23 protein-coding genes and 1 tRNA gene are annotated in these 26,002 nt (G+C 47.0%); 1 reads left to right on the top strand and 23 read right to left on the bottom strand.

Translation table 11 applies throughout. The features are described from left to right. The first annotated feature begins 48 nt into the window (after positions 1–48). The gene (locus tag H3H32_RS06025) at positions 49–810 is read left to right on the top strand and encodes a TssN family type VI secretion system protein (RefSeq protein ID WP_182461759.1); all 762 of its coding nucleotides are present in this window, start codon (positions 49–51) and stop codon (positions 808–810) included. Positions 811–876: 66 nt separating this feature from the next. Here the strand turns inward: H3H32_RS06025 and tnpA are convergent, their stop codons facing one another. The 23 genes from tnpA to H3H32_RS05910 all read right to left on the bottom strand — a co-directional run bounded on the left by tnpA (position 877) and on the right by H3H32_RS05910 (position 25,997). Further along, the gene (gene tnpA / locus H3H32_RS06020; RefSeq protein ID WP_182461758.1) at positions 877–1,338 is read right to left on the bottom strand and encodes an IS200/IS605 family transposase; all 462 of its coding nucleotides are present in this window, start codon (positions 1,336–1,338) and stop codon (positions 877–879) included. A 254-nt stretch (positions 1,339–1,592) separates the two neighbouring features. Next, positions 1,593–3,389, bottom strand: coding sequence for a type VI secretion system Vgr family protein (locus tag H3H32_RS06015; protein ID WP_182461756.1), 1,797 nt, complete (start codon positions 3,387–3,389; stop codon positions 1,593–1,595). 3 nt (positions 3,390–3,392) lie between these two features. Then, on the bottom strand, positions 3,393–3,899 hold the full coding sequence (gene tssD, locus H3H32_RS06010) for a type VI secretion system tube protein TssD (protein WP_182461754.1): 507 nt from the start codon (positions 3,897–3,899) through the stop codon (positions 3,393–3,395). A 26-nt stretch (positions 3,900–3,925) separates the two neighbouring features. Continuing rightward, the gene (gene tssD / locus H3H32_RS06005) at positions 3,926–4,300 is read right to left on the bottom strand and encodes a type VI secretion system tube protein TssD (RefSeq protein WP_182461752.1); all 375 of its coding nucleotides are present in this window, start codon (positions 4,298–4,300) and stop codon (positions 3,926–3,928) included. A gap of 19 nt (positions 4,301–4,319) precedes the next feature. Beyond that, on the bottom strand, positions 4,320–4,865 hold the full coding sequence (gene tssD, locus H3H32_RS06000) for a type VI secretion system tube protein TssD (protein ID WP_182461751.1): 546 nt from the start codon (positions 4,863–4,865) through the stop codon (positions 4,320–4,322). Between the two features lie 19 nt (positions 4,866–4,884). Beyond that, positions 4,885–5,286 (bottom strand): type VI secretion system tube protein TssD, encoded by a 402-nt coding sequence (gene tssD, locus H3H32_RS05995; RefSeq protein ID WP_182461749.1) that lies wholly within the window; start codon positions 5,284–5,286, stop codon positions 4,885–4,887. A gap of 53 nt (positions 5,287–5,339) precedes the next feature. Then, a complete protein-coding gene (gene tssD / locus H3H32_RS05990) occupies positions 5,340–5,894 on the bottom strand; it encodes a type VI secretion system tube protein TssD (RefSeq protein WP_182461747.1) in 555 nt (184 codons plus the stop codon). A gap of 27 nt (positions 5,895–5,921) precedes the next feature. Beyond that, positions 5,922–6,302: a type VI secretion system tube protein TssD gene (gene tssD, locus H3H32_RS05985; protein WP_182461746.1), complete on the bottom strand. Its 381-nt coding sequence runs from the start codon at positions 6,300–6,302 to the stop codon at positions 5,922–5,924. A 37-nt stretch (positions 6,303–6,339) separates the two neighbouring features. Continuing rightward, entirely contained in the window at positions 6,340–7,701 is a 1,362-nt protein-coding gene (locus H3H32_RS05980; RefSeq protein WP_182461745.1) for a DUF5458 family protein, read from the bottom strand. 127 nt (positions 7,702–7,828) lie between these two features. Beyond that, the gene (locus H3H32_RS05975) at positions 7,829–8,275 is read right to left on the bottom strand and encodes a hypothetical protein (RefSeq protein ID WP_182461744.1); all 447 of its coding nucleotides are present in this window, start codon (positions 8,273–8,275) and stop codon (positions 7,829–7,831) included. A 137-nt stretch (positions 8,276–8,412) separates the two neighbouring features. Next, positions 8,413–8,715, bottom strand: a complete 303-nt coding sequence (locus H3H32_RS05970; protein ID WP_182461743.1) for a PAAR domain-containing protein — start codon at positions 8,713–8,715, stop codon at positions 8,413–8,415. A 63-nt stretch (positions 8,716–8,778) separates the two neighbouring features. After that, positions 8,779–11,337 (bottom strand): ATP-dependent Clp protease ATP-binding subunit, encoded by a 2,559-nt coding sequence (locus H3H32_RS05965; protein WP_182461742.1) that lies wholly within the window; start codon positions 11,335–11,337, stop codon positions 8,779–8,781. Between the two features lie 149 nt (positions 11,338–11,486). Then, a complete protein-coding gene (locus H3H32_RS05960) occupies positions 11,487–12,407 on the bottom strand; it encodes a hypothetical protein (protein ID WP_182461741.1) in 921 nt (306 codons plus the stop codon). Between the two features lie 152 nt (positions 12,408–12,559). After that, positions 12,560–13,717: a hypothetical protein gene (locus tag H3H32_RS05955; RefSeq protein WP_182461740.1), complete on the bottom strand. Its 1,158-nt coding sequence runs from the start codon at positions 13,715–13,717 to the stop codon at positions 12,560–12,562. Positions 13,718–13,813: 96 nt separating this feature from the next. Then, a complete protein-coding gene (locus H3H32_RS05950) occupies positions 13,814–14,749 on the bottom strand; it encodes a hypothetical protein (RefSeq protein WP_182461738.1) in 936 nt (311 codons plus the stop codon). Between the two features lie 42 nt (positions 14,750–14,791). Further along, complete coding sequence (locus tag H3H32_RS05945; protein WP_182461736.1) at positions 14,792–16,660, bottom strand: type VI secretion system baseplate subunit TssF; 1,869 nt, start codon at positions 16,658–16,660, stop codon at positions 14,792–14,794. A 98-nt stretch (positions 16,661–16,758) separates the two neighbouring features. After that, positions 16,759–17,190: a GPW/gp25 family protein gene (locus H3H32_RS05940; RefSeq protein ID WP_182461735.1), complete on the bottom strand. Its 432-nt coding sequence runs from the start codon at positions 17,188–17,190 to the stop codon at positions 16,759–16,761. A 15-nt stretch (positions 17,191–17,205) separates the two neighbouring features. Beyond that, the gene (locus H3H32_RS05935) at positions 17,206–18,141 is read right to left on the bottom strand and encodes a hypothetical protein (protein ID WP_182461734.1); all 936 of its coding nucleotides are present in this window, start codon (positions 18,139–18,141) and stop codon (positions 17,206–17,208) included. A 1,156-nt stretch (positions 18,142–19,297) separates the two neighbouring features. After that, the gene (locus H3H32_RS05930) at positions 19,298–20,095 is read right to left on the bottom strand and encodes a bestrophin-like domain (RefSeq protein ID WP_182461733.1); all 798 of its coding nucleotides are present in this window, start codon (positions 20,093–20,095) and stop codon (positions 19,298–19,300) included. A gap of 264 nt (positions 20,096–20,359) precedes the next feature. Beyond that, a complete protein-coding gene (locus H3H32_RS05925; protein ID WP_182461732.1) occupies positions 20,360–21,514 on the bottom strand; it encodes a glycosyltransferase family 4 protein in 1,155 nt (384 codons plus the stop codon). 444 nt (positions 21,515–21,958) lie between these two features. Then, positions 21,959–23,068, bottom strand: a complete 1,110-nt coding sequence (locus H3H32_RS05920; protein ID WP_240543670.1) for a DUF4249 domain-containing protein — start codon at positions 23,066–23,068, stop codon at positions 21,959–21,961. Positions 23,069–23,500: 432 nt separating this feature from the next. Further along, positions 23,501–23,584 (bottom strand) — tRNA-Thr (locus H3H32_RS05915). Between the two features lie 139 nt (positions 23,585–23,723). Next, positions 23,724–25,997 (bottom strand): DUF349 domain-containing protein, encoded by a 2,274-nt coding sequence (locus tag H3H32_RS05910; protein WP_182461730.1) that lies wholly within the window; start codon positions 25,995–25,997, stop codon positions 23,724–23,726. Between the last annotated feature and the right edge of the window lie 5 nt (positions 25,998–26,002).

Below are 26,002 nucleotides of genomic sequence, written 5' to 3'. Positions count from 1 at the left end.
AATACGAACAAAAAGAACTCCTCTTCGGTCAATAATTATTCGCCAATAATGCCCAATCTATCCTTCGTAAAACGAGTTCCGGGGCTTCTTTACGGTGTTGTGGTCGGTCTGTTGCTGGGCGCAGCAGGTTTTGCGGGCACACTCGATAGCGCCAATTTTCAATGGTATTATTTTCTGGTGCAAGTACTAGCCCTGGGTATAGGAATTCTTCACCTCTGGCTTAGTCCTCGCTTTGTTCCGGCAGTATTTGCGGCATTTGGCATGGGGCTGTTAGGTACTTTACTCGTACTGCTACTAGGTATGGCATTTACGCTGATTCTTTATCAGCAAATGGGGTTCCTGGCCAATCGTTGGCCTTTTGTGACAAGTCTGCTCCCTTTTCTGATTCCGTTTTTAGTTGTGCAGGCTTATCGGTACTACCGGGATATTCCGCCAGCTAATTATCGGAAATGGTATTACCCGGTTAATGGCGATATGCCGGATGTTGACTTGCTCGACCTATCGAAGATTTTAGTGATTCAGTTTGAGTTTCTGAAAACGCCGAGTGACCCAAACTTTACGAATTTCAAGGCCAAAGCACCCGTTGCCATGGCGCTGGGCGATCTTTTTCTGGTATTTATCAACGACTACAACGAGCGTACACCTGCCAGCCCAATTCATTTCGCCGATCCATCCGGGCGGCCTTTTGGCTGGGTATTCACTAAAAAATCGGCATGGTGGCAACGTCGTGTTTATCTGGACCCGGCACTCGATTTCAATCAAAATAACTTAGTTGACAACGCTACAATTGTAGCCATGCGGGCGGAGTAAAGAGCATTAATTAGACGAACAATAACAGCGAGGTGATCACTCTTATTCCCTCTCAGGAGGAAGTGTTTAGACCAATTCTCCGAAAATATATCGTTCATCGTAGGGCACGCCAAATTTTCTTAAAAAGTTTATATACTCCTCTCGAAACGTCTGTTTTCGGTGATGCTCTGCCTGGTTTTCGATATATCTGTACACGTTATCTATATGTGAGCGGCTATAGGAAAAGGCGCCATAACCTCCCTGCCATTCAAATCGCGAAGGCGTCAGAGCGGTTTCATTTATCCACTTTGATGATTTCGCTTTGATCGCTTTCATTAACTCTGAAATAGCCACCGTTGGCTTTAGCCCAATAAAACAATGGACATGGTCTGCAACCCCATTGACGATAATGGTTTGACAGCCCGTTTCATTGATCAAATTGCCAATCACAGCAAAGAGATCATTTTGCCAGGTTCTGTCGATGATGGCAGCCCGATATTTAACCGCAAAAACAGCTTGAATGTAAACCTGATGGTAGGTGTTTGCCATAATTTATATCGGTCATCCCTTCGGGATTGTTAGGTCATGTTATCGCTATGTCCCACCACTGAAGTGATGGGTTACAATATCGATCATCCCTTCGGGATTTTCAAATAATCCTGTATGGATGACCGATGTTGTAACCCACTACTTCAGTAGTGAGACATAGCCGATGACACAGAATAACCTAACAATCCCGTAGGGATGACCGATGTTATAACCCATCACTTTAGTGGTGGGACATGACCGATGTCGTAACCGACTTAGTTCAGTGTAATAACTCCCCCTTTCACCTCTACCATAGCATCGCCTTTAAGAGACGTTTGGGTACCTTCGAGCGACAGTTGACCGTTGGTTTTGATTTCGGCGGTAGCATCGGCCTCGGCGTTAATCTTTGCCCCTTTAATTTCGACGCTGGCTGTACCTTCAATTTTCACACCATTAGTAGCCTTCAGTTCAATATTGTTTTGAGCTTCGAGGGTTATATTGTTCTGCGCTTTTACTTCAACATCCCTGCCTTCGATGTGCACAACACCCTGCGTTTGAATGGTAATTTTACCATCACCATTGAACGACAGTACGATATGCGTATCGTCTTTGTTGACGTTGGTTATTTCAATTTTCTCGTCCCCTCTTTCATCGTACAAACTAATTTTGTTGCCCCCTTTGGTCTGAATCGTTTTCTGAACATTATCGTGCTGGGTATAATTGACGCTGTTGTTTTTCGGGTATAGGCTAGTTAAAACAAACGGATATTCAGCCAGATTCGACTCGTAGCCAACCATGACCTGGGCATCCACTTCGGGGATAAACACCATGCCTTCGCCATTGGCCGTGTACGGGTGGCCTACCCGTAACCAGTCAGATTCTTTAGCGTTGCCCGGCCACATAAACTCGACCTTTACCCGTCCTAATGATTCGGGGTCGTCATTATCAACCACTTTGGCCAGCTCTGGCTTGCCAATCGGGAGCTTGAAGGATGGATTGGGGGGCGGGTAGGTTACAGAATCAGGTACAGCCCGAAATGTATTGGAATAGTTGCCGCTGCCATCTAAGGTGTGCGATACATGCGTAACCCGGTAACTGCCAAAGTTTTCTTCCGATGTGCCTCGTTCGGTTATTCGGGAGCCTTTTACCGAAATAACCGTTCCGACCGACACATCTGGATTTTCGCCAAATCCCTGAAAATCAACCAATCGACTGGCCTCCATGGCCTTCTGTGTTTTGGCCACTTCGTCCAGTTCACCTTGGCCGTATACGAGCTTTGGTAAGGGGAGCTGCGATTCCTGGCTGAACATTTTCTCGGATTCATCCAGCGTAAAATCGCCCCATTGGCCCAAGCCGCTCACTTGCTGATCGCCGGAATGGCTTTGGTAAGTCTCGTCGGCAACATAGTCGTAACGAGTGTATAAAAATTTAGCGGGCAAGACTCGCAGGCTCATGGCAAAGGTTTGCATACCATCCACCTTGAAATCAACTTTTTGATCGTCGGGCTTTCCGAATACTAATTGCAGTCCATCGTAAAAACACCATTCGCCATATTCAGCAGCCAGACGGGCTAGAAACTCGAAGTTCGTTTCGTCGTATTGAACAACGTATTTCAGGCTTTCCGACGATTTGGGATCAACCGATCGCTTAAGCAGATTATTGGGGTAAGGCATTAAAACCTGATTGACAATATCGCTCAGGCTACACTGAAGAAACGTCCGGCGCAACCGGCTGTCTTCCAGCAAAATGGTAAGTCCGTAGCCCTTCAGCAGGAAAATATTCGACGTGTCGCTGGTGTTTTTCAGCGCCAGTTCGGTGATAATGCCTTTAAACTTGAAATCAAAAGAGCCGTCTTCGAGCAGAGGATCAAACGAAAACTGAACGGTTTTGCCAACTACATTTTTGTGCGATTCATGAAAAAATAACTCATTAGCGTCTTCCAGGTCTTCGAACGGCACAGACAATTCAAACGTATGGTGCCCGAATAAGTCCTGCTCAATAGACAGCCCTGAAACATTTTTCAGCTCTTTGCCGCCTTCAAGTTCTACATGCGTTACGACCTGCTTGGCCATTGATTACGTGTTTTGGTGTTCAATACCGTCGAGTTTGATTTTAGCCGCTGATATTCGGAGAAGAATGCAATTACTTACACCGGTTCGTTCCGTAAACTTCACTAATGTTTTTGTACTATCGATGGCCCTTACATTATCAGGGTCGGTTGTGCTAACCATATCTAGTTGGATCGACTCAATAATAGCATTGTGAACGCCTTCAGAATCGATGGTATCGGACGCCAGAAATTCCAGATAAACCGTTGCATACGCTTCCTGAAACTCAAGTTTTTGTAGCGACGATTTTTGATCAACCCGATCAAACGTAATTTCCCCATCTTTTTTTAGAGTAGGGCTGGTTGCCCAACTGCCTAGTAAATCGTCGTCGGTTCCGTCTATTATAACTTGAATGGCTCCTCCCCGTACGCCCGAGGTTGGTTTTCCCCGCTCATATTTCTGCGATAAACTGTGCTTACATTGCAGGACATTGAAACTTTTGCCCTCAATGGTTAATGTAGCCTGGAATGACATTGTCGTTTCTGTTGAAAGAAGTTGATTTATGTAACATGCAACGTAGCTTTATTGACCGTCACCTCTCCGCCAGTTATCATGATGATCGTATTTAGGTAATTGACATCTGCGAAAAACTCATCGAAGTAGGTTACACAATGCGCTTGTTTAAACTCAATTTCTTTAAACGTAGCCGATTCGTCAACGCGGCTCATAATGATCTTACCGTCTTTTTGCATATGTGGGTCAATCATCCAGCTCTTAATCGTACTATCGTCCATCGCGTCTAAACTAACAACGACTGCCCATGCAGGTCGGGAAGCAGGTTTACCTTTCTGGTCTTCCTTACGATATATGCGCAATAGCATCCAGTTAATTTTGTAGGCATTCCCGTCTACATTCAGGGTTGCATCATAAGCCATAGCTATATTAAATAAACGATTAACTGTCGATCCACTGATTATCTAGCGGGATGTCCCGCAGCTTTATTTTTTCGCAGGACAACGTAATAAATAAGACGTAAGCCATGTTCGTCCGTTCCTGAAACTGGCGAACACGTTTCCACATATTCCTGACCAGCACGCTTTCCTGTTTACTGAGCCGGGTCAAGTTGTAGCCGAACTCATAGGAGTCATCGGTTAAGTCTTCGGCCGAACTGATCCGGTTGAACTTGTTCTGAATATTGCCGTGGTCGTCGTAGAAACTTTCGGAAACATCCGTAACGAAGGCATTCTCAAACTCATACGTCAGAAAAACGGAGGGCTGATCATTCCGATACGTTTTGATATTGCCACTCTCTAGCCGATCTTCATCCGCCAGCCACTCCAGAAAGAAGTCGGAACCGCCTTCGGTGATGAGGTAAAAATCCCCCAGCATTACATCCGAAGCGGGGAGCCCTTTCTGATTGGACGCCTGTTTGAACGAAACCAGAAATTCCAGGGCTTTAATCTCCTGACCCGCTACTGTTAAAATTGCTTTATGCGCCATAGTTTTTGTTCGTTGCCGATTATTTTGCGTCTGAACCTATTGTCAACGTAGCATTTCCATTTGACAGGGATTTGCCCTTAAGAATTAAGTTCGTGGTCTCAAACGATGCATCGCCAACGAACAATTCAAGCAAACCGAAACAATTGGTAGCTTCCAGGGTCCACTCTTTTAATTTGGTTTCACCACCGCCTTCATCGTCGGTAGCATAAAAGGTAACCGTAACATTTTTTTTCATGTTCGAGTCGAACATCCACTCTGCAAAGGTCGATTGCTCCAGCACGTCCATGGCTATGTGCATGCGCCAGTTTATGCCCGATGCCGGTTCGCCTTTTCGGCTTCGTTTGCGCGAAGCCGTGAAAAAAATTCGGTTAAGCGCGAATAAATCATTGTCTACTGTCATCTCTGCACGAAGCGATGCCATAGCTGAAGTGGTTTAAGAGTAAAGAAGTTCACTAATTCGCTCACTACCAACGCTTAACGCCGTTGGGTTTCCCACTCGTTCTTGTGGGTAATTTTTCGGATCTGTACCTGTTCGCACGAGAGGGTGATCATAAGCACGTAATCAATGCCCGTCCGCTGCTGAAACTGCCGGGTCTTGGCTACTGTATTCGTCAGGATATGGCTTAGATCGACGGACTTGAACCCCGTACCTTCCATATTTGTCCACAGTTCAAAGCTTTCGCTGGAATCTTCGGCCATACTTATGCTATTGAAGGCATTCTCAATGCCCTCGTTGTCGTACAGGTTTTCCAGGATCGTGGTAAGAAAGCCCTGCACAAACGTGTATTCGACAAAAGGAGAGTCGCCTTTTTTATAGTAGACTTTAATCGACCCACTTTCCATACGGGTAGGGTCGCTGATCCACTCGAAGAAGATATCGCTCCCCCCTTCGATAATGAAGTAAAAATCGCCCAGGAAAACGCCCGAAGCGGGTTTGCCCAGGTTATTCGTCTTCTGCCTGAGATTGATATTGAACTCCAACAGGTCAAAATCTTCACCACAAACCGATAAAACTGCTCGTTTAGCCATTGTTCGTATTGGTTAAGTTCAGTATGTCTACGCCCATTGGTAGGTTAACGTCGCGTTTCCGTTGGTGACTGCCTGCCCGGAAAGCAGAAGAATGGTTTCCATAATGCCGAGATCCTGCACGAAATTTTCCTCAAACCCAACGCAGTACACATCTTTGAAATTCCACTTTTTTACGGCGACCTCTCCCCCTTCATTGAAGAAAATCTCCATGTCCCTTTTTTTGGTTGGATCAATCATCCATTCGGTAAACACAGTATCGCGCACGGCGTACATCGAGACCATAATGGTCCAGGCCAGATTTGGCACTGGTCGGCCTTTATCATCGCGGTCGCGCGCTACAAAAAAGTTAACCCGGTTGAGTCCGTACCCGAAATCACCGGTCATTAAAATTGCCTTGTAAGCAGACATATTGTTGTTGATTTAGAAGTCTGATGATTAAGTAAGTCTATTGCTGATCGTAGTCTGCTTTCCATTCGGCCGAATCCGGATCGTCGCCTTTCTGTCCGTCGAGTTTGAGCAGGAACGTCTTGGCCGGGAAATACGGCACCATATGGATATCGAGATAGATCCGATCTTTCTGTTTGGGGTCCTGTTCAAAGCGCAGTAGTTTGAACTTCTCGATCAGCTTTCCGGGCCCAGTTACGTTGTCCAGAAACTTCACAATCTGTTTCTGAATATCAGCTTTGGTATTGTAGTTGAAATTCTCAAACGCCCGACGGTTCAGGAAATCAATCAACACCTTGGTGATGTAATCGAATACCCGCACAACAGAATATGTTTGCAAACCCAGATTATCACCGTTAAACAGTGTTTTGGCAGAGAAAGGCATCACCTTTCCGTATTCGTTTACCATCGGAATCAGCCCCATTTTCTCCAGCGCCGAGATTTCGCTTTTCTTCAGTGGGAATCGGACACCATCCGCTTCGTTCAGCGCACCATGTTTGCGACCAGCCGACACCTGCGACATAACGGTGGCATAGAGTTTACCGGCTAAAGCACCTGCTCCGGGCACATAGAGGTCTTCTTCTTCGCCCACATCCTGGTGTTTACCTCGCCCAGCCAGCCAGTTACAGGTCATCATTACGTTTGAGAGATAGGCATCGCCCCCCGTCAAATCAGCCGATTCGAACAGATCGACCACGTCTTCGGGCGCATCCAGATGCCGGAAATCGGTCACCATCATGACCTTGTTTTTATGAGCGATCTGTGCCCATTTATCCACCACTTTCTTCGACCCTAAGTAGCCCGGAAGTACAAGCAGGGAGTAGCTGTCACGTAAGTCAAGCCGATCGAAGGTGCGGGCAAACTCTTCGGCCACCGCATCGATATAAGTTGTATTATCGAGGTCGGTCAGTTGCTCAGGTTCAGCGTTCATTATGTTGACATTCTTCGCTTTATCCTGTTCTGTATTGGCATAGAAACTAGCCACCGATCGGTATGATTGCTCCAGACTTCGGTTAGCCTCAAAGGCACGCAATAGATTTTGCGACAGGAGTTCCTGAGCAGCTTCGGCTTTCTTCTGCGCCGTTTCGGCCACTTCGCCCACGGTGTTGGCACTTCCTAACAACTCAAGCATTAGCTCAAGCCGTTTCTTTAATTCAGCTCGCTCAGCCGCTTTTGCCTCTTCGGTCAGAAAGATTTTTTTACGGGCTTTTTTCTCTGGGTTCATATTTTGAACCCCATCCAATGTGGTTTCCAGAATAGCAAAACCGCCGTATTTGGCTAATTTGGCGGCACTGGCTTCGAGTGAGGGAATATCTTCGGCGAGTTTTTCGCCCGTTTTCAAGGGTTTATTCTGTGCTTCCATGTAGATTTTTAGGGTTTGTGGTTTACAGTATTCGGTTTACGGTTGACTGGCGCGTCAGCATTTTTGACAGTCAGCCAGTTGGGCCAGCGATTAGCTACCGCAAACTAAAAACCATAAACAGAATACTTCATTTCGCTTCTTCCAGTTCGCGAATCATGGCTTGAATAGCCGCTATGTAGGCGGCTTTACCATCGGGATTTTCGAGCATGGTTTTCAGAATTTTATTCGACTTGAGTTGCTTGACATACTTCTGAAAATCTTCGAAGGTCATGTTCAACTGCTGTAAGTATTCGATTTGGGCGATGATACCTTTCTTACCAAAATCAGCGAGCGAGTTAAACCGGAGCGTTTCGCTGATGGTACTCCCATCTTCGGTGTCAAATTCTATTTCGTTTTCTGGCTTGAAATGGGCAAATACTTCACCTACCGTTTTCAGGCCTTCTACCACCTCCGGGCTGAATGATGGATCAGTGGTCAGTTTCTCAATCAAGAGGGTTTTGTTCTGGGGGATGTCAACGATACTCTCGCTAACGTTGAGCTTGCGCTCCTGTCCACCAATTCCGTAGTCAAACATAATTCATGCAGTTAGGTAAAAAATTAGAAATCAATTTGTTATAGTTTTCAGTTTACTGTTTTCGGTTTACTGTTGGCTGAAGCATCAATCCCTTTCTCATCAGCCAGCAGTAAACCGAAAACAGTAAACTGAAAACTTCACCCACCAATCAAAACCGTTGGACAACCGGCGACAATGCTGCCTCCGTGAGCCGTTGTGTCGCCCATTCGGGCAGCGGGTTTTCCACCAATCAGTACCGTTGCCGAGCCTTTTATAATCACATCGGGAGGCCCTACACAGGTGCACATATCGCCCATAACAGCGGCTGGTTGACCAGCAATCAGTACCGTTGGCATGCCGGGTCCCATGATGGGCCCACCTACATGCGGAATGGGCACTACAGCAGGCGTTTGCATCGGGCAAACGTGCATGTCCATTAAACGAGCGGCTGGTTGTGGCATAATTGGTTAATGCTCAGGTGTTGTCAGGGTTTGTCAGGTATAGTCAGGACAGTTAATAAGCTGCTATCCTGACAGTACCTGACCATTTGTGACTAACTCTGATAATACTTGTGAAGCAGGCGTTTCTTCATGGGTAATTGTCCATTGCAATTCCTCCCCCTGAAGGCCTACCTGAATCGTCGATCCTTTTGTCACCTCGCCCGCAATGATCATCCGGGAAATCGGCCGACGAAGCTGATTTCGGATAACACCTTTGAGCTGCCGGGCACCATATTGTGGGGTAAAACCCGATAACGCCAGATGGCGTTGTGCCTCAGTAGTGAGTTCCAGCGTAATGCCTTGTTTGGTAAGCTGATCGGTGAGGCCACGCAGGTGCAGATTGAAAATTCGAACGGCATTGTCTTCGGAAATCGGGGCAAAGGGTACAATCTCCGTCAGACGAGCCAAAAACTCTGGCCGGAAGTGGCGACTCATTGTCTCCATCAATTCGGAATTGGTCGGTATCTGCCCTTCCCCAAACCGCTGAATAACGAGCTGACTACCAATGTTTGACGTAAACAGCACAACGGCATCCGAGAAATCACCTTCCTTGCCCAATCGATCGTGCAATCGGCCTTCGTCCAGAATTTGCAGGAAAATATCGAATACCGATGGGTGCGCTTTTTCGATTTCATCGAACAGCACGACCGAGTACGGTTTTTCGCGGATTTTATTCACCAGCAAGCCACCTTCTTCGTAACCAACATAGCCGGGAGGGGCACCGTAGAGCAAAGCAGCCGAATGCTCCTCTTTGAACTCCGACATGTCGAACCGAATCAGGAATGACTCATCGTTGAACAGAAAATCAGCCAGTGATTTAGCCAGTTCCGTTTTTCCGGTTCCGGTTGGCCCAAGCAAAAAGAACGAACCAATGGGTTGTCCCGCTTTCGTCAGACCCGAACGAGCCTCCAGAATCGCGTCGGCTACAGCTTTCACGGCATGATCCTGACCAATAACTCGCTTTTTCAGTACCTCATCCATCGCCAGCAGTTTGTCGCGCTCCTGACTCTGTATTTTTCCCAGTGGAATACCGGTTTTGTGCGAGATCACAGCCGCTACATCATGGCGATCGACGTCGGTTTTCGGGGTAGCCACCTGATCGGCCAGGCGACTGAGCGTTTGCCGAATATGGTCAGCCAAGGTCGATGCCGACTCAAATGGATCGGGGGCCGATTCTTCATCAGATGTTGTATCGGCCAGCAGATTCGCCAGCAAAATCGGGCTGATCTTGTTTTCAAGTTCCTGATGTAAATAGCGCAGGTTACGTAGCGAATCAGGCCCGTTGGATACAGCGCTTAGCTGATCGAGTTGTTCGGTCAGTTTTGCGACTTCGACAGGTGTTCGCTCACTGATCATCCGAACTGCCGAGAGGGTCCGGTCGAGCAGATCGACGGCAGCATCGGGTAATCGACGATTGCGACTGTATCGTTTAGCCAGTATTACGGCCTCAGCCACAGCATCGGGCCCGACATTGAGCTGGTGGTGTTGTTCATAAAAAGGCACCAACCGTTGAATCATCTGGATGGCCGTGTCAACGTTAGGCTCTTCCACGCGCAGCACATCGAATCGGCGGCTAAAAGCCTCATCGGTTTCGATGTATTTCCGATATTCATCGAGCGTAGTAGCCCCAATGACGGTTAAATTCCCTTTGGCTAATTCGGGTTTGAGGAGATTGGCGACGCCAGTACCCAACGGCCCCCGACTATCGAGTAATTGATGAATCTCGTCGATGAAAAGAATGATCTTTGTGTCCTGTTTCAACTCTTTCAGGATACTTTTCAACCGATCTTCTACTTCTCCTTTATACGAAGCACCTGCCACCAATGCTCCCAGATCCAGCTCAAGCAATCGGGCATTTTGCAAATGATTGGGAACTTCACCAGCTACAATATTCAGGGCGAAACCATCAGCCAGCGCAGTTTTACCAACCCCTGGTTCACCTACCAGAATAACATTCGGTTTCGTCCGTCGGCCCAGGGTTTCGGTCATCATACGCACTTCCCGGTCACGACCAATAATTGGGTCTAAACGACCTTCGGCAGCCATCGCCGTTTTATCGACGCAGTAACGCAACAATGCCTGGCCCGTTGTACTAGACTGGGCGTTAGTCTTGGCAACCCCATTCGACTTGGTATCTGGTGCCACCGCTGTTTGTACATCAGCATCGGCCAGAGCGGCCTGCATTAGCTCTGCCTGCGTGATGGGAAAGCTCTTTAATTGTTCGGCACTGAATGCCACACCCGGTTTAAGCAGAGCGACCAATACACACACAGGGTCAGTTTGCGCTTTACCCAACTGCATGGCTACCAGATCAGCCAACTCCATAGCCGTCTTTACCTGCTCATCGCCCGGCGGGTTGGGCGACAAACGACTCGACTTTGGACTAGCCTCCAGACGTACTTCGGCCCATTCACGCAGATAGGGAATATCCTGCCCAATAACCGCCAGCCACGAAGCCATGCCGACTTCATTATGCAACAGCCCCATCAGCAAATGCGCCGGAGCAAATAATTCGTTCTGATATTCCTTAGACAGAGCCTGGGCAATCTGTATGGCTCGCTTCACTTCTTCCGTATACGCCATCAGAATTGGAGTTTAAAAATGAGTCAGGATGTGGTCGAGTGTTGTCAGATATTGTCAAGAGCGGTCAAAATTTATCAAGGCGAGATAACCATGTCTGACCACTCTTGACAATCCCTGACTACTCTTGACCATACCTGACAATTTATTCCTCAGTCAGAACCAAGCCGACGTAGTTTGTCATTGATTGCCGTAATCCGCTGTTTGGCGTCGGGGCGAGGGTTTTTCTCGAGCGTTTCCATCGCAAATTCATAGAGAGGTCGTCGCCAAAGCGGAGGACGATTGGTGGCATCGGCTTTTTTCTCACATCGATCCACAATATCCATTTCGACATCTGCCCGCGAGACGCCCGAAGCTACAGGAGCTGCAGCAGGTGCTGGTGTAGTACCGGCCGCTTTCAGTTGATCCTGAAGCTGTGTAATTCGCCGTTGCGCATCTACCATTTTGTTGGTGCATTCCTGAAACTGCGCCAGGTAGTTAGGTCCTCCCCCACCCGAAGGTGCTGGCGCAGCCGCTGGTGCCGACGTTTTAGCGGCCAGAAGCTTGAGCATTTCATTTTCCTGACGAGCCTGGGTAAGTGCTGCCGTCAGTTTATCGACCTGACTGGCATCGATACCTTCTTTTTCGAGTAGATCGCGCAGGTAGCTAATGCTATTGCGGTACGTCAGCACGGCATCATAGGCTCCAATAATGCCATACGAAAGTTGCTTGTTAAGTGGCTGTAACTGTGCGGTATCGGCCTTAAGTCCATTAACTTGTTGCTGAAGTCCGTTTTCTAAGCCTGAAAGCTGGTTTTTCAAACTTCCCTTCTCAATATCCGTTGCCTTCAGATAAGCCTGATCCGTCGTCTGGATGGTTTTGAGATCCGCACTTACCCCGTCCATACGCTTCATCAGTTTCTGGGTTTGTTCAGTCAGGGTTTCATTGAGTCGTGCGTTTTCCTGTTTTAGCACATAGTTAGGGGCACTAAATAAGAGATAAACTGCCAGTAAAGGCACACTCAGCGAAAGGCAATAAACGCCTAGAAAGCGGCTGAAAGCCTGCTGTCGTTCGGGTTTGTTGAGAGGTTCCATTGGTAAGCGGAGAGGATTGATAGAGTTAGGTTTTACCGTTAGTCAAGATTGAGGTCAGTATCCAGGAACTTGAACTATAGAACTTAGCAACTTAAGAGAATCAATGTTAATCTATTTTCGGACAGACACTGATTTCTACTTATTAAGCGGTTCTACCCCAGGGGACTCCAGCGTGAACGTGGTTTTTCGGGAGGGGTTTCTTTCACTTCATGTTCGATGATAAATACGTTTTGTCCTTTGCGTTTGCCAATGAAATCAAGCTGCGCCAGTTTGTAAAACACATTCGATAGGGTTCGATAAAACGTATCCAACGCCGTGAGCAAGTTGGTTAATTCGGTGTGTTCGTAAGGTAGTTGCAGGGTTGCATTGAGCTGTGCTTCCAGCGCTCCCGGTGTTAAATCGGCCCACTCGCCAATGTAACCGATGAATTCTTCGCGCTCACGCCCGCTCAACATAGTCATTACGACCCGCACTGCCTGAATAGGCCGAAGAAGTAATTCAGCCATTTGAACGGGTGGTTCATAAGGAATAATCCAGCTATACCGGGTACTGATGTCACCCAGAATAAAGGCGATCCGTTCGGCCATCAGTAGCGTACTGCTTTGCAGGCCATTTTTAGGGTCTCTCTCCTTTGTTCGTTGCAGGATTTTATAGGCATTGGTTTCCAGCGATTCGAGGTGTTTACCAAATTGCTGATGCCATTGCTGTAATCGGGGTAAACTATGAATCGATGTACAGGCAGGGAGATAATCGGTATCCTGCTGGACTTCTCCATTGCCATAGCGAACCCGGCCCACAATCAGTTGATGATTCAGTTCATTAGCGCGGACCTGTGTTGAGGGCACTACATCGAGCCGGTAGTCGGGGCGGGTGTGCGGATGACGCGGGGGCGCTTCGGTCAGAATGGGCTCACCCGTTGGAATGCGATTAAACGGGTCAACCGTCAGGAGTACGTCGAAGGTCTGCGGTTTTCCCGTTTGTAAGCCATAGGTTTCGGCCAACGATGCAAACGAGGTCGAACAAGTAAGTGAATCGGCTGGACTGTGGTAGTCAATCCGGCCACCATGCGGACTGATGGCCCGGCAACTGCGCAGTTGCACCCGGATTTGCTGGTTAAAATCACACTGGATCTGCACATCAAGCGCATTATCGGCAGGCAGAATGCCGTAGCGAAATCGGGATAGCCCCAATGCGTTGCTATCGCGCAACTGATCGTGCATGAAGTTTTCCCATTCGGTAAAATGCCGTCGGGCAATCTTCATTCCATCAATCCAGTTGACAGGTGGGTAACTAAGTTCAGGAACAGTCATGGTAGAGGGGGTCTTTTTTGATGTATGATGTAGGATATAGGATGTATAGAAAATGTCAATTGGAATGAAATACATCATACATCCTATATCCTACATTTATATTCGTGTTGTAAAATCCAGTCGACTCAATGAGTTATTGTCGGTAAATAAAAACGAATCGTTAAGCGTCGATGTGTCCAGATCGATCTGGACATCGGTATCTAAGGGTACTAAATAGCCGGTCAGCCATTCGATCAATCGAATACCGTTATGCCCTGGCATGTAATCGACTACCCGTTCGCTCCGGTCAATGTGCACGGTTATTCGAAGCAAGGGGTCCTCGTTATTCAGCCAGCCATCAAATACCGAGCTGTTGCCCAACTCCCACTGCCCCAACGCAGGCGTATTGGCCTGAACCAACGCCATTCCCGGCGAGTCGAGTTGCAGGCTCACGCGCTCTTCAACCAATTGCTCCAGACAGGTCGTCATAGCTGCTACATCGCCTGCCAGTTTATGCATTAAAGGCAATAGGTATAGCAGGCGCTTTGTCTGAGTTGGGGTCAGAAAATGTGGCAAATTCCAGAACCAAGCCAGTGGATCATCCGACTGTACTGGATTGGTATCTGACAGAAATGTCTGCTGCTCCTGCTCAATCCGAACCCGCTGCCGAAAAAACTCCTGCTCGATGGGCAGGAAAAACCGGCGGGCGGCCTGCTCGCGCTCACGCTGCACACTTATCTCGCGCAATACGGCTTCTTTCGACGCTGAGGCATCATTCGATGTTGGCTGATGAAAAACGCCCTCCGGCAACAAGTCATATAAGCCTGTCCGATTCAAGTCAATCTGCAACCAACGCTGCGATTTATGCTGCGCTTCAACCCAATTGGTTCGGACAATGTCACGCCCAAATGTTCGTTTGAATGCCCCCACCGGATTCAAAATCAGCTCATCGAGTGAGATTCCGGCTTCGAGCATATCCACCAGCACCATCTCGACCCGAAGGTCAATCGGAAGGTGCTTTAATTGGATGACATAATCGGCTAGTGGTTCCATTCGGTTATTCTCAATAATCACCGGGTTAAAACCCGGTGGCTACTATTTTATTGGTGCAACGATAACCTGATAAGGCAAGGCCGATACCGACTGTGCCTCTAAACTGCTCTGTAACAACTTAGCCTGCTGCGCCCAATCGGCATCGGAATAAATGCTCCTTGAAGATGGCTCCAGACTTACCCGAATGCACCGCTGAAAACCGTTTGTGGGCAGTGGATCTACACGAAAAGCCCGTTCTATACGAACCGACTGAAGGTGATGCCCCAGCTCAGCCTGACACACAACACGCACATCTTCAAGGGTTACAATTCGATTTCGGGTCAGTAATGCCCGTTTATACTGCGTAATCTTTTCTGATTCTTTCAAGCGCTCGCGACCACCCGTGGTTGCTGTCATCAGAAAACCAGAATCCTTACGCAATGTGCTATCGGAATAGGGAGCGAGTCGGCTCCCCACGGGCAGGCGATTGGCCGATTCACCATCGCAGGTCCAATACTCGATAAATACGGTCTCGCCCGCCTGTTTGGGTTTAATGATCAGATACGGAATCGAATCGCGCTTGCGCGTTTTCTGATCAACCTTTGTTTCGAGCCGGGCCAGTGCCTGATTCAGTTCCCGAATCACCGACGTCAGAAAATCCTCCCCCAATGCCGCAAATGATGCACTTTCATCACGTAGCAAATCCTGCATATTGATCAGCGCCTGACGGGCATCCCGGTCATCGAATCGGCTGACGCCATACTGAACAGTGTAGGTATCTGTGGCCAAATCCGATAAGTTACCAAGGGGAATCGATGTGAGCTGGCGATTCTGATTCGTTCGAACATCCCGCATGGCCAAAAAGCAACGATCGGTTTCGAGCGGAATGATATTAAGATTTTGCTGAAGTCGGTACGTGATTCGGTGAAGTCGTCGGTTCACAACCGGGAAACAGTTCAGCCCAACTAGCAGCCCCTCCAGCGCCTGCGAACTGACCGTATGCGATAACCGTAGTTCGACCCACCAAAGCGACTCCCGAACCGTACGCAACTCCCGCTCAGCAAACCATTGTCCGATCTGTGCCGGATACGCCTGCCGTTGTATGCCTGACGATTTAAAAGTTGGTGCTGTTTCGACGGTTACGAAATGACGCTCATAAGCAACTAATGCCTGTTTTTCAACCTTGTTCATGACATCGAATTCGTCTCCTAAAAGTCCATTCGACGAACTAGACGCTTTCTTTTCAGGTAAACCCGCCCGAACTCGTAGCTCCTGTCCGCCTAGCCACCATGAGCCGGTAGCCGGAAACGATTGATAAGCAGTCCGGTCCGTTTCAGACGACCAGTCGAAGAAGAACGTCAACCCCTCCAACGACGCAATATTCTCGTCCAGCTCTAGTCCTAGCCATACCGATTGGTAAGGCAGTACGGCTGGTAGTCCCTGACGCTGAGCGATGGGCGCTTTCTGCGTAGGCTCGTCTACTCGGTAGAGGGTATCGGTAGTGGCCATGTAGCGAATCGCTCCGTCGACAATTGAATAGGCATCAACAGGCGAAAAATAGGCTTCAAGTGCATTGGTGGAGTCGGTACGCGAGGCTCCGGCCCGTTTGTAAACGAGTTGCGTGGTTACAGACAATGAAGCCCTGGGCTCAACCGATCGAACCTGCGCAACGCCAAAAGCAGGCCGGGCAACATCAGGCTCAGGGTGCAGCACTTGCGCCAGTCGGTCGAGCAGTCGGGTTTGGGTATTCCCAATGGCCACCGACACTCGTTCAAACTCCACGGCACAGGCTTCTATCAACAACGTAACCAGCGGGTCGAAGCTATCGAGGTCTGTCTCGGCGTAACCCCATAAATCCGCAGCCCGACGCAGCATTCGGGCTTTGACCCGCTCGCGCGCAAAGCCTTCCGAAACAAGATCAGTAACAGCCATAGGTTAGGTTATTTCAGATTTCAGATTTCAGATTCCAGGTTTCATGTTCCAAATTCAAAACGCTGGCATATGAAACCTGAAACATTGCACTTGAAACGTTATTCGGTGGAAAGAGGGGCCAGAAACAGACTGCGCTGAAACGAAAATTGCTCATTGGTTCGTGCCAGCACCCCATCAATCCAGACACTGAGTCGTCGTTTAATCCGGCGATTTGTTCGGTCAAGTTGCATTTCCTGATCGGTCAGATCGACCCGGACCCGCACCTGGGTTAATCGCTTTTCATGTTTAAGCACCGATGCCTCAATCGATTGGCGTATATCTTCTTTCCAGCGGCTGCTCGCCAGATTGGAGAAATCTTCGTCCCACAAACTACACCCAAACGATTCATCAAATCGCGACTCGTTAAAATGAGTCGTTAGCATCAGATAAAGATTCTGGGCAATCGACTGCGGTAATGAGCAGGTTGGATGTGATTTATGTTGCAGCACTTCGTCCAGGCGTAGCGGCAATGCATAATAGGGCTGTGGCATACCTAAAACGTTGGTTTAGAACCGAAACATTAAACCAGCACCCACACCTATGCTATTCATGACCACATTATAACTGGCTGATTGATAAACATCTATACCATCTTGCTTGGTGGTCGTATATTCGCCCTCATTCTTGTATTGAGAGATGGTAGAGGATTTGCTGGTTACGACACCCGTTTTTGTATTTGTTGTGGTTGATGTATACAAAGACTCCTTTGGCTTGAACGACTGATTATAGGCAACGATCTCCGCAAATCCCCGTAAGCTCTGACTCAGGCGAAATTGAATCCCTAAAGCAGCCTGATAGCCAATTGCCAGTGAGTTCTGGCGATAGTCTGTTTCAGCAATTGTTGTGGTAGAAGTACCTGTAGTGGGTGCATATAAGTTGTTGGAATTCGTCTTATAATCCATAATAATCCCTCCAACGAGGCCCAGTCGATTGTATATATAATAGGCAGGCCGCGACAGCGCTTTGAAGGTAATATTTGGTGTTATCGATAAGACCTTCAAGGTTGTGGTCGTAGTACCTGTCGATGTATAGGTAGAGCTCTTACTGATATACTCCGTTGTTAAGGCAGAGCCAAACAACATATCGGCGTCAATTCCCAGATTAATAAAATCACTGACAATTACCCCAACACCGATACCGGCTCGTGGGCCAGCGCCTAAGCCGGAACTGTTATTTTTAAAACCCGAATTCGTCATGCCTGATAAGCCCGACGTATAACTAGTCGCCACCTGCGATCCTGGCGTTAACAGGCTATAGAACCCGTAAAGTTTTATATAGAAAGGCGCTTCCACCATTGCCTTTGGTTTGCGCGGGGCATTCACTGTAGTTCTCGATTCAGAAGAACGACTTACGGGGTTCAAAGAGGCTATCGATTGCGCTTGTACCGTCGCTGAACCGGCAACCAGGCAGAAAAGTAGAGTGAGGTAGCGATGAGTAGTCATTTGAGGTAGTATTAATCGAGGATATACAACACACAACTAGTCGCCCAAGAACCGAACAACTACTTGTTCACCGGAACTACAAAAAGACAAAGTTAAACCGTCTGCTAACCGGTCTCATAGCGTATAAATACGTGTATCAACGGGCATAAATCCGGGTTTTAACCGTCTTATTCCGAAGGCAATTAGTTGGGGAGTCTGATGAAGGGCAAGGGGCGACTAAAAAGACAATCTCCTGATTTACAATAACAATGGTATCTCTTATTTATCAGTATACTTTTTATATAGTTTATAAATATATACAATTTTACAGGAGTCTTTTAAGTGCATACTATCATATAACTAATAGTCCATTTTACGACTATAAAATCTCAATAATTTCTATCTATCGTTTTAACAGGAGGCTCCTATTATTTCCATTTTTAGCTATCAATACATCCGTCAGTATGGACGCCAGTTGGTTACCGAGTGGCCTACTCGCCGTCTAACAGGTCTCGATTGCAAAATCTCATTTTAGCAATCCGATATGGGTTATATATTAACGCTGGCTTCAATGAGGCCAGCGTTTTTTGTGGTTGTAATTTCGTAACCAGTTTTTAAGGCGTTACGAGTAAATTATAAGGGCTCCTGGTATTGAACAGGTTAAATCCTATAATCTTGCCATTATAGATAAAGCCTTTTGGGTAAAAGGCTTTGATGAAATCAGCTGTGACTAATTTAGGCGAGACAGTTTAAAGAAAGTCGGTTATGTTCCAGCATGTCGTTGTGGCACAACCAACAGGCCCGTATTAAGATCATACATTACTGAGGACTTACTGAGCATATGAGCCGCTGCCAAAAACTTCCTCGGGTGAATTTACGGGCAATCTAAAGGGAGTATCATGCTTTGATGTCGAGATGACGATGCGCCAGGCGTCCGGCCGATTAGGATTAACATCCCATTCCAGTGAATAATCAACGACTTTTTCCATCGATAGATAAATTAAGAATCAGACCCTTTTTAAGATTTGAAGATAGGGGAATGAAGACTAAGGCAGTCAGCGAACTGAGTTAAATTCTGATTAATAGCGAGTTACTTCTATCTACGGTCGCCAAACCATGTCCTACTACTGATTGTGTCGTGATTTGTCTATTAAGGTTCGAAAGCATGTTTAACCGTCTATTTGGGCGTAGTGGCGGGTAGCATTTGGCTAAGCACCTGTTCAAACGATTTGGCATCTACACTAAAGTCACCTCGAAAAGGATTATCCATTGCTACCGTCAAAAACAGTAAGGAGCCTAATAGAAGGGCTAACAAAAGTGTCAGTAACAGGTGATACCCTACATGATCACTGACAAAAAACCAGGTAATAATAATATTAATAAAGGAGCCCAGAATAATGACCCACCATAGAACAGCCGGTAAGCTACTGTTGCTGCCTTGCAATCGGTCCCGTCGCACCTTAGCTAGCTCGTTATATTGTTCCAGAGCCTGTTCATGGATTAAACGTAGCCCAGCATCGGTGGGTACAAAATTGAATAACTCTCGTTTAAACCGATACAGGATGTGGGTACTGGCTGTAGGCATGTTCCCCTGTCGAAGCTGGGGCCAATCCTGATTAATTACGGCTTTGACATAATCTTGTAGATGTTGCTGCAATAGTTGGCGCTGTGGCATTGGGTAGGCACTGATATCCTGATAGATTGCTGCCGTGATACCTGCTTCGTCATCAACTTCTCCGGATAAGGTTTGAAAATTACTCCAGACTCCAGCGGCCACTAACCCCAGGGCAATACCATAAATGACACCTGAAGCTCCCAAAAAGTAGCTCACCAAATCATTTTGCTGCTCATGTTGATCGGCATGTCGTCGCACCCATTTTCGGCTCGTCAACAGACCCAAGGCGGCAAAGGTCATGGAAGTTCCGGTACAGAATAGAAAAAGCAGCCAATTGGGTAAGGTATAAATCCAGTCCATAGCATCGACACAAATCAGTAAACGGAGCCAAAGCTATTCAAGCGAAGCTTATTTTAGGACCTTACTCAGTGGGCATTGGGTTAAATAAGGATTAAACTGATTCTCTGCATCAAAAATTTTATATAAGCCCGACTGCTACAGAGCAAGAATGAACGCAGTTAATGGCATACGGTTGTAACATTACGCAGCTGATCGTACAACTATAAAATTGGTTTCCTGATGAATGACAACAACAGGTAACATTTTCTGCCAATTAGTAGCCCATTATTGAGCAGAGTAGTGGGAAGGTACCTTTACATCGGCTTTTTCATTAAGAGCGAGTACTCGCCGATAAACTTCCAGAGTTTGATGAACCAGTTGCTCAGAAGAAAACGCTTCCTGTCGAAGATATCCTTTTTGACGCAAGGACTGGCGCAGCTCAGGATCGACTAAAATGGATTCAACCTGTTGCTGAATCGAGTGAGCAGATTCAGGATCAAAATAAAGGGCGGCATCCTGAGCTACCTCTGGGAAGCAGGAAGTATTACTTACTACTACTGGACAGCCAGCGGCAAAGGCCTCCAGAATCGGAATTCCAAATCCTTCATAAAGCGAGGGATATACGAACGCCAGAGCGTGCTGATATAAACGATACAAGATTGGGTCATTTATAGCATAATAAATGATCCGGTCGGTTAGTCCTAGCTGTTCAACAAGTTGATTTTCATCGACGGTGAAGGTTCCTCCACCGCCACAAACTAAGGTCAGGGATGGGTATTTTTTGAACAGAGGAGTAAGAGCCTGAAGAAACGGAGCAAAATTTTTGTAACTCTCCCGACCGCCTACATAAAGTAGATAAGACTGGGGCGTCTGGATTTGGAACGTGTCGGGTACGGTGAGTTCACGGAAATAAGTTGCATGATGAATAACCGTGATTTTATCTGCCTGAAGCTGGAACAACTCGATTAAATCAGCCTTCGTATTTTCTGATACCGCAATGATATGGGCAGCCCGGTTGAGTAAAAGCTGCTTTTGAGCCTTCGACGTATTATCGACATGCCCATATTTGTCCCCAAATTTATCTTTGATGGCATCATGATAGGTTAAGACGAAAGGCTTATTACCAATGAATTTTAGAAAATAGGGATGAAAAAACGTAGGATGAAATAAATCATACTGCTTCTGTAATACCTGCACCGAACTCCACAAACGATTAATTAGTGAAAAGAGCCGGTTAGTGAGTCTATAGCCCAAAAAATAACGAAAGGTTTGAGCGCGAGACCAGACGTTCTGATTTAAGTACTCATTATTGGAAAAAAGAATCGCTATTCGGGCTTCAATACCTTGCTGTCGAAGAGCACTCCTGAGATGGTAAAAGTAGCGTGATATTCCTCCAAATCGATTTGCGGTAAAGGCCTGGTAATCGTACAATAGTTTCATTGTGGGTGTGTGTATTTTTTACAAATAAAAGCGAAAAGAATAGCTTCTCAGGGTTCAGATGGCCGAAAATAATCGACTGGCGGTTTTACGTTATTTTTAGCCATCTATGTTCGTAAGACCCTAAAAGCGTACAAATAGTTGGATTCTCCCGTCCTTCTTCATCTGCTCGTGTGTTTCTAATCCCTTTTTAATAGCCGATGACGGAATTGACCGAATAAAAATGAATGCTACTTTGCTGGAGAAAGTAGAGGGATTAACTCTCTATAGCATTCAACAGGATTAGACTATTCAACGACAGAGCGAGGAGCTACTTTTTGCTTCTTCGGTAATACTACTATCATTTATACTGAGGAATTTACATGGTGATAAGCCAGCTATAGAATCGGTAGTGAAGCGTCTATTTTACCGGTAAGAGTAATCTTTTGCTCATCCTTACTACGAAAATCAATCCCGCCAGCCTTCGGGTTTATAGGGCGTTCGGGTATCACTCGAAACGCAAACCGCAGTAGGGGGACGGTCCCGACCCGATGGGGGTTCATCAACGGGTGGATGCCCATTCTGGGCTACAAATAAGCCAGGGGCAATCCCGGTCGCATCACTTCGGGTTAACCAGTACCGAACCGAAGAAACACTAGATACGGTGAAATAACCAACCACAGCTTCATTTGGCTCAGTCACATTGTGTACGTTGCCCACTAACAGGGCAGGTTGACCGCCTGCTACTCCACCCGTAGTCTGTGTATCTTCCATCAAGCGCTTCAGATAATCGTAAGCCTTTTTAGTTAAGGAGCTCTGCCTAAGTTCAACCAGGGAAGGTTCTTTTGAATACAAGGGAACCCGGCCAATGCGCAAGCCTTTGATCTGCTTCCCATTGCTATACTGGTCATCGAATACTACTAAGTCATGACTATACAGAATTTCCCAGCAAGCTGTTCGGCAATGGTAATCAAAAGAAGCCGTGAAAGATGAATTTAGATTCGTACTGACACAATCTTCGATTAGGTTGCCTTTCTCATCCTTAACTTGATAGAAGCCACGGTTGCAACTACGGCACCATTCCTGTCGCTCCCAATCTAACCAGTCCCACCGATAAGAATTAGGCTGATTAGCTGGGTCGGTAAAGTCCACGTAGAAATCATGAGCGGCTGTGTAGGTATTGTTTAAGCGTTCTGTTGAGCTTAAACTAGCGGAATTAAATAAGGCGCGAACTTGCCCGATGGGCGCCACAGGCTGTAATAGCTCTGGGGTTGATTCATATCGGGTACCCTCTGCTAAAGTGAACTTAAGTTGATAAACATGGCCAACTTTCCCCTTAAAATCAGCGGGTAGTTGATAACGGCCATCGGTAGTTTCCTCAGCAATTACTACCTCCACAGAATCCACTACGATCTGTACGTTCGCCTTAGTAACGGGCACATACCCAAATCGGCCGGTTAGCCGATCCGCCTGAGATCGGTTAAGCCGAATTACCTGGGTTTCTGCTTTATCGGTAATGGTCACATCAACAATCAAGACGTTCAGCGAGCTATTGATTGTTGATTCAAGGGGGTCCACACAGGTCAGTAAGCTTAGGCCAATGCATAAATAAATCAATAGTTTAACTGCCGAAGAGCGCATACCTAGCTATAAACTTTCCACCTTTCAAAGAAGAACAGTAAGCTAACCTACTTCTAAATGTCTCTTTTTCAGAAGCACTCAACTGTATCTAGCGAATAATCAGGTAAGCGTTAGGGCTCGATTCATCGGCTTTTGCTCCATCAAGATTACCCATCGCCATATTGTCGTCGCGAGTGGGCGTTGTATCGGCTGTAGTGGGTATACCAATTGCTTACACTTGTGTCGGGAACAGCTTAAAAATATTATGAGCCAAAGTCGTGTAAATCTTATCATCGTCAATTCTCACCTCCCAAAGCCAACCAACCAAACGCATTGCACATAAACGAAAAAAGCCACTCAACATTTCTGTTAAGTGGCTGATTTTCAGAGAGCCAGTGGAGGGATTCGAACCCCCGACGCGCTTGCGCATCCTGATTACAAATCAGGCGGAATCGACCGCTATCCGACACTGGCAACAATTCTCAACTCGTTTCCGAATCGTGATGCAAAAGTAGGCAATTTGATTTTTCTTTGCAAGACAGTTCCTAAAAAAAAATTAAAAAAGGTGGCCTGATTCTGAATCAGGCCACCTTTTTTAATTTTTCAAACTGTTTTATGCCTGAGCTACTCGTAACTGATGCCGCAGGTCGTCCAGTTGCTTTTCAGCCTCAGCGATTTTCTTGTCAATATCAGCACGGAGTTTGTCAGCATTCTTTGACCGCGCAAAGAATTCAATGTTATTCCGATAGGTAGCAATATCGTTTTCGATCGCCGTAATACGTCGGCGAATATCGCCTTCGCGCTTATTACCGGCGCTATCACCACCACCCCGATTGAAATCGCGGTCACGTCCGCCACCGTTACGGGAGCCGCCAGAGCGGGTAGCTTCAGCTTCACTTTGAAGCATAATCCGCTCTTTGTCTTTGGCAGGAATTTTACCCGTTGCGCCTACCAATGCATTAACTGCATTGATATACCGCTTTTGGGTAGACTGCATGTCTTTTTTGGGAACAAAGCCAATTGCATTCCACTCTTTCTTGAACTCGTTCAATTCCGATAGGTCAGCATTGGCATTGGCAGCCGCTTCAATGCGCTCGATGAGGGCAATTTTTTGCGCCAAGTTAGCTTCAAACTCCCGTTCTGTTTCCTGATTTTTCGAGCGTTTCTTATTAAAGAATGCATCGCAGGCAGCTTTGAACCGATCGAAAATCGTATTCTTTTGCTTCTCGGGAACCTGACCGATATTTTTCCACTGACGTTGCAGTTCAATAACCGTCTGCGTCAGTTCTGGAGATTCTTCGCCCGAAGCCAGGATTGCTTCAACCTGTTCGCAGAGTTGAACTTTCGCCCGGAGGTTTTCTTCCCGCTTGCTTTCGAGTTGACGGAAAAACTCGCCTTTGTTATGGAAGAACGTTTTTAATGCAGCCCAGAATTTTTTACTCAACTCTTTGCCTTCTTCACGAGGCATTGGCCCTTTGATCGCATTCCAGCGATCCTGCAAAGCCATAACTGCCTTCGTTTTGTCGTTCCAGTCATTAATACTGTTCGAGGCAAATGAAGTAATGGGTACTAATTCTTCATAAATCGCAGACTTCTCTTCGTATAATTGAGCCGACTCTTTCCGCTGCTCATTGGTTTGTCCCCGACGTTTGTCGTACAGAACATCCAGAGCGGCTTTCATCCGACCCCACAATACTTCCTGCTCAGCTTTAGGAGCCGGACCGATGTGCTTATATTCTTCGAACAAAGCGTTGGCCTCATCGATAGTCTGCCGGGTTACCGACGTTTCTTCCGATGCTTTTGCCATCGCTTCGACCTTCTCGATTACCTCCGTTTTCAGGCTGGTATTTCGTTTACGGTCGAGTTCTTTTAATTCAAAATAGATATTCCGGTTGCTGTAATACCGGTCAACCAGTGCATGATAAGTTGCCCAAAGCGTTGCATTGTGGGGCGAATTCATGTTTCCGGCCGATTTCCACTCGTCCTGAATTTTCTTGAATTCGTTCCAGCTTACTTTAGGATCACCTGCATTGTTTTCATCCGTTTCAACCAATTCCCGCAGGCGAGTCAGCAACTCTGTTTTCGAAGCAAAGTTGGTTTCTTTAGCCTTATCTAAATTCTGGAAGTAGGTATTCTTCTGACTCTTGATCTGTTTATATAACTCGTCGAAACGAGTAACAAACTCATCATATTTGTATTCAAAGCCTTCTTCGGCCTCTGTTTCAGCAACATAAGCCTGCAAAGCGGCTTCGCGCTCTGCCCGCTTCATCTGATCGAATAGCGGCTTGACTTCTTTCAGTACCAGATCGGCCTTCTTGAAATCACTAGGATTAACCGATGCTGTACTGATCGCAGCCAGTTGCGTTTCCAACAGATTAACAAAATCCTGCTTGGTAAACTGACTGTAATCAACGGCAGAATGAGTCACCGTTTCGTCTTCGACCTCTGGCACATCAGCATACTGCGCTGTGATTTCTTCACTGATTTCCGGTACATCGGTCGATACAGTTGAAGTTGGCTCCACTACAGGTATATCTGCAGGCTCGTCAACGGATACTGGAGCAACTTCCTCCGTAGAATCAACCTCAGCCGCTTCGGGCGTCTCGGCGATTTCATCCGAAGGAGTTACAGACGTACTACTTTCAACGGGTGTGGGTGTTGAGGGAGTCGCTATATCAGATTCACTCGCTTCCGCCGACTGCGTTTCGGCAGCTGGTGTGGTGTCGACTTCCGCCAATTCAGGCGTAGCCTCACTACCCTCGATTGATGCCTCGGGGGTGACCACAGCGGGTGTTGTGGTATCTTCGGGAATGTGCACTGCCAGCGATCCTTCAGCCTGTGGAGTGGTTTCTGGTTGCTGGTTAATTTCCTGCTCTTGGTTTGCCATGTTGG

Origin of the sequence: Spirosoma foliorum (assembly GCF_014117325.1) — a bacterium.
GTDB classification, from domain to species: domain Bacteria; phylum Bacteroidota; class Bacteroidia; order Cytophagales; family Spirosomataceae; genus Spirosoma; species Spirosoma foliorum.
This window is presented reverse-complemented; position numbering and strand designations above follow the sequence as displayed.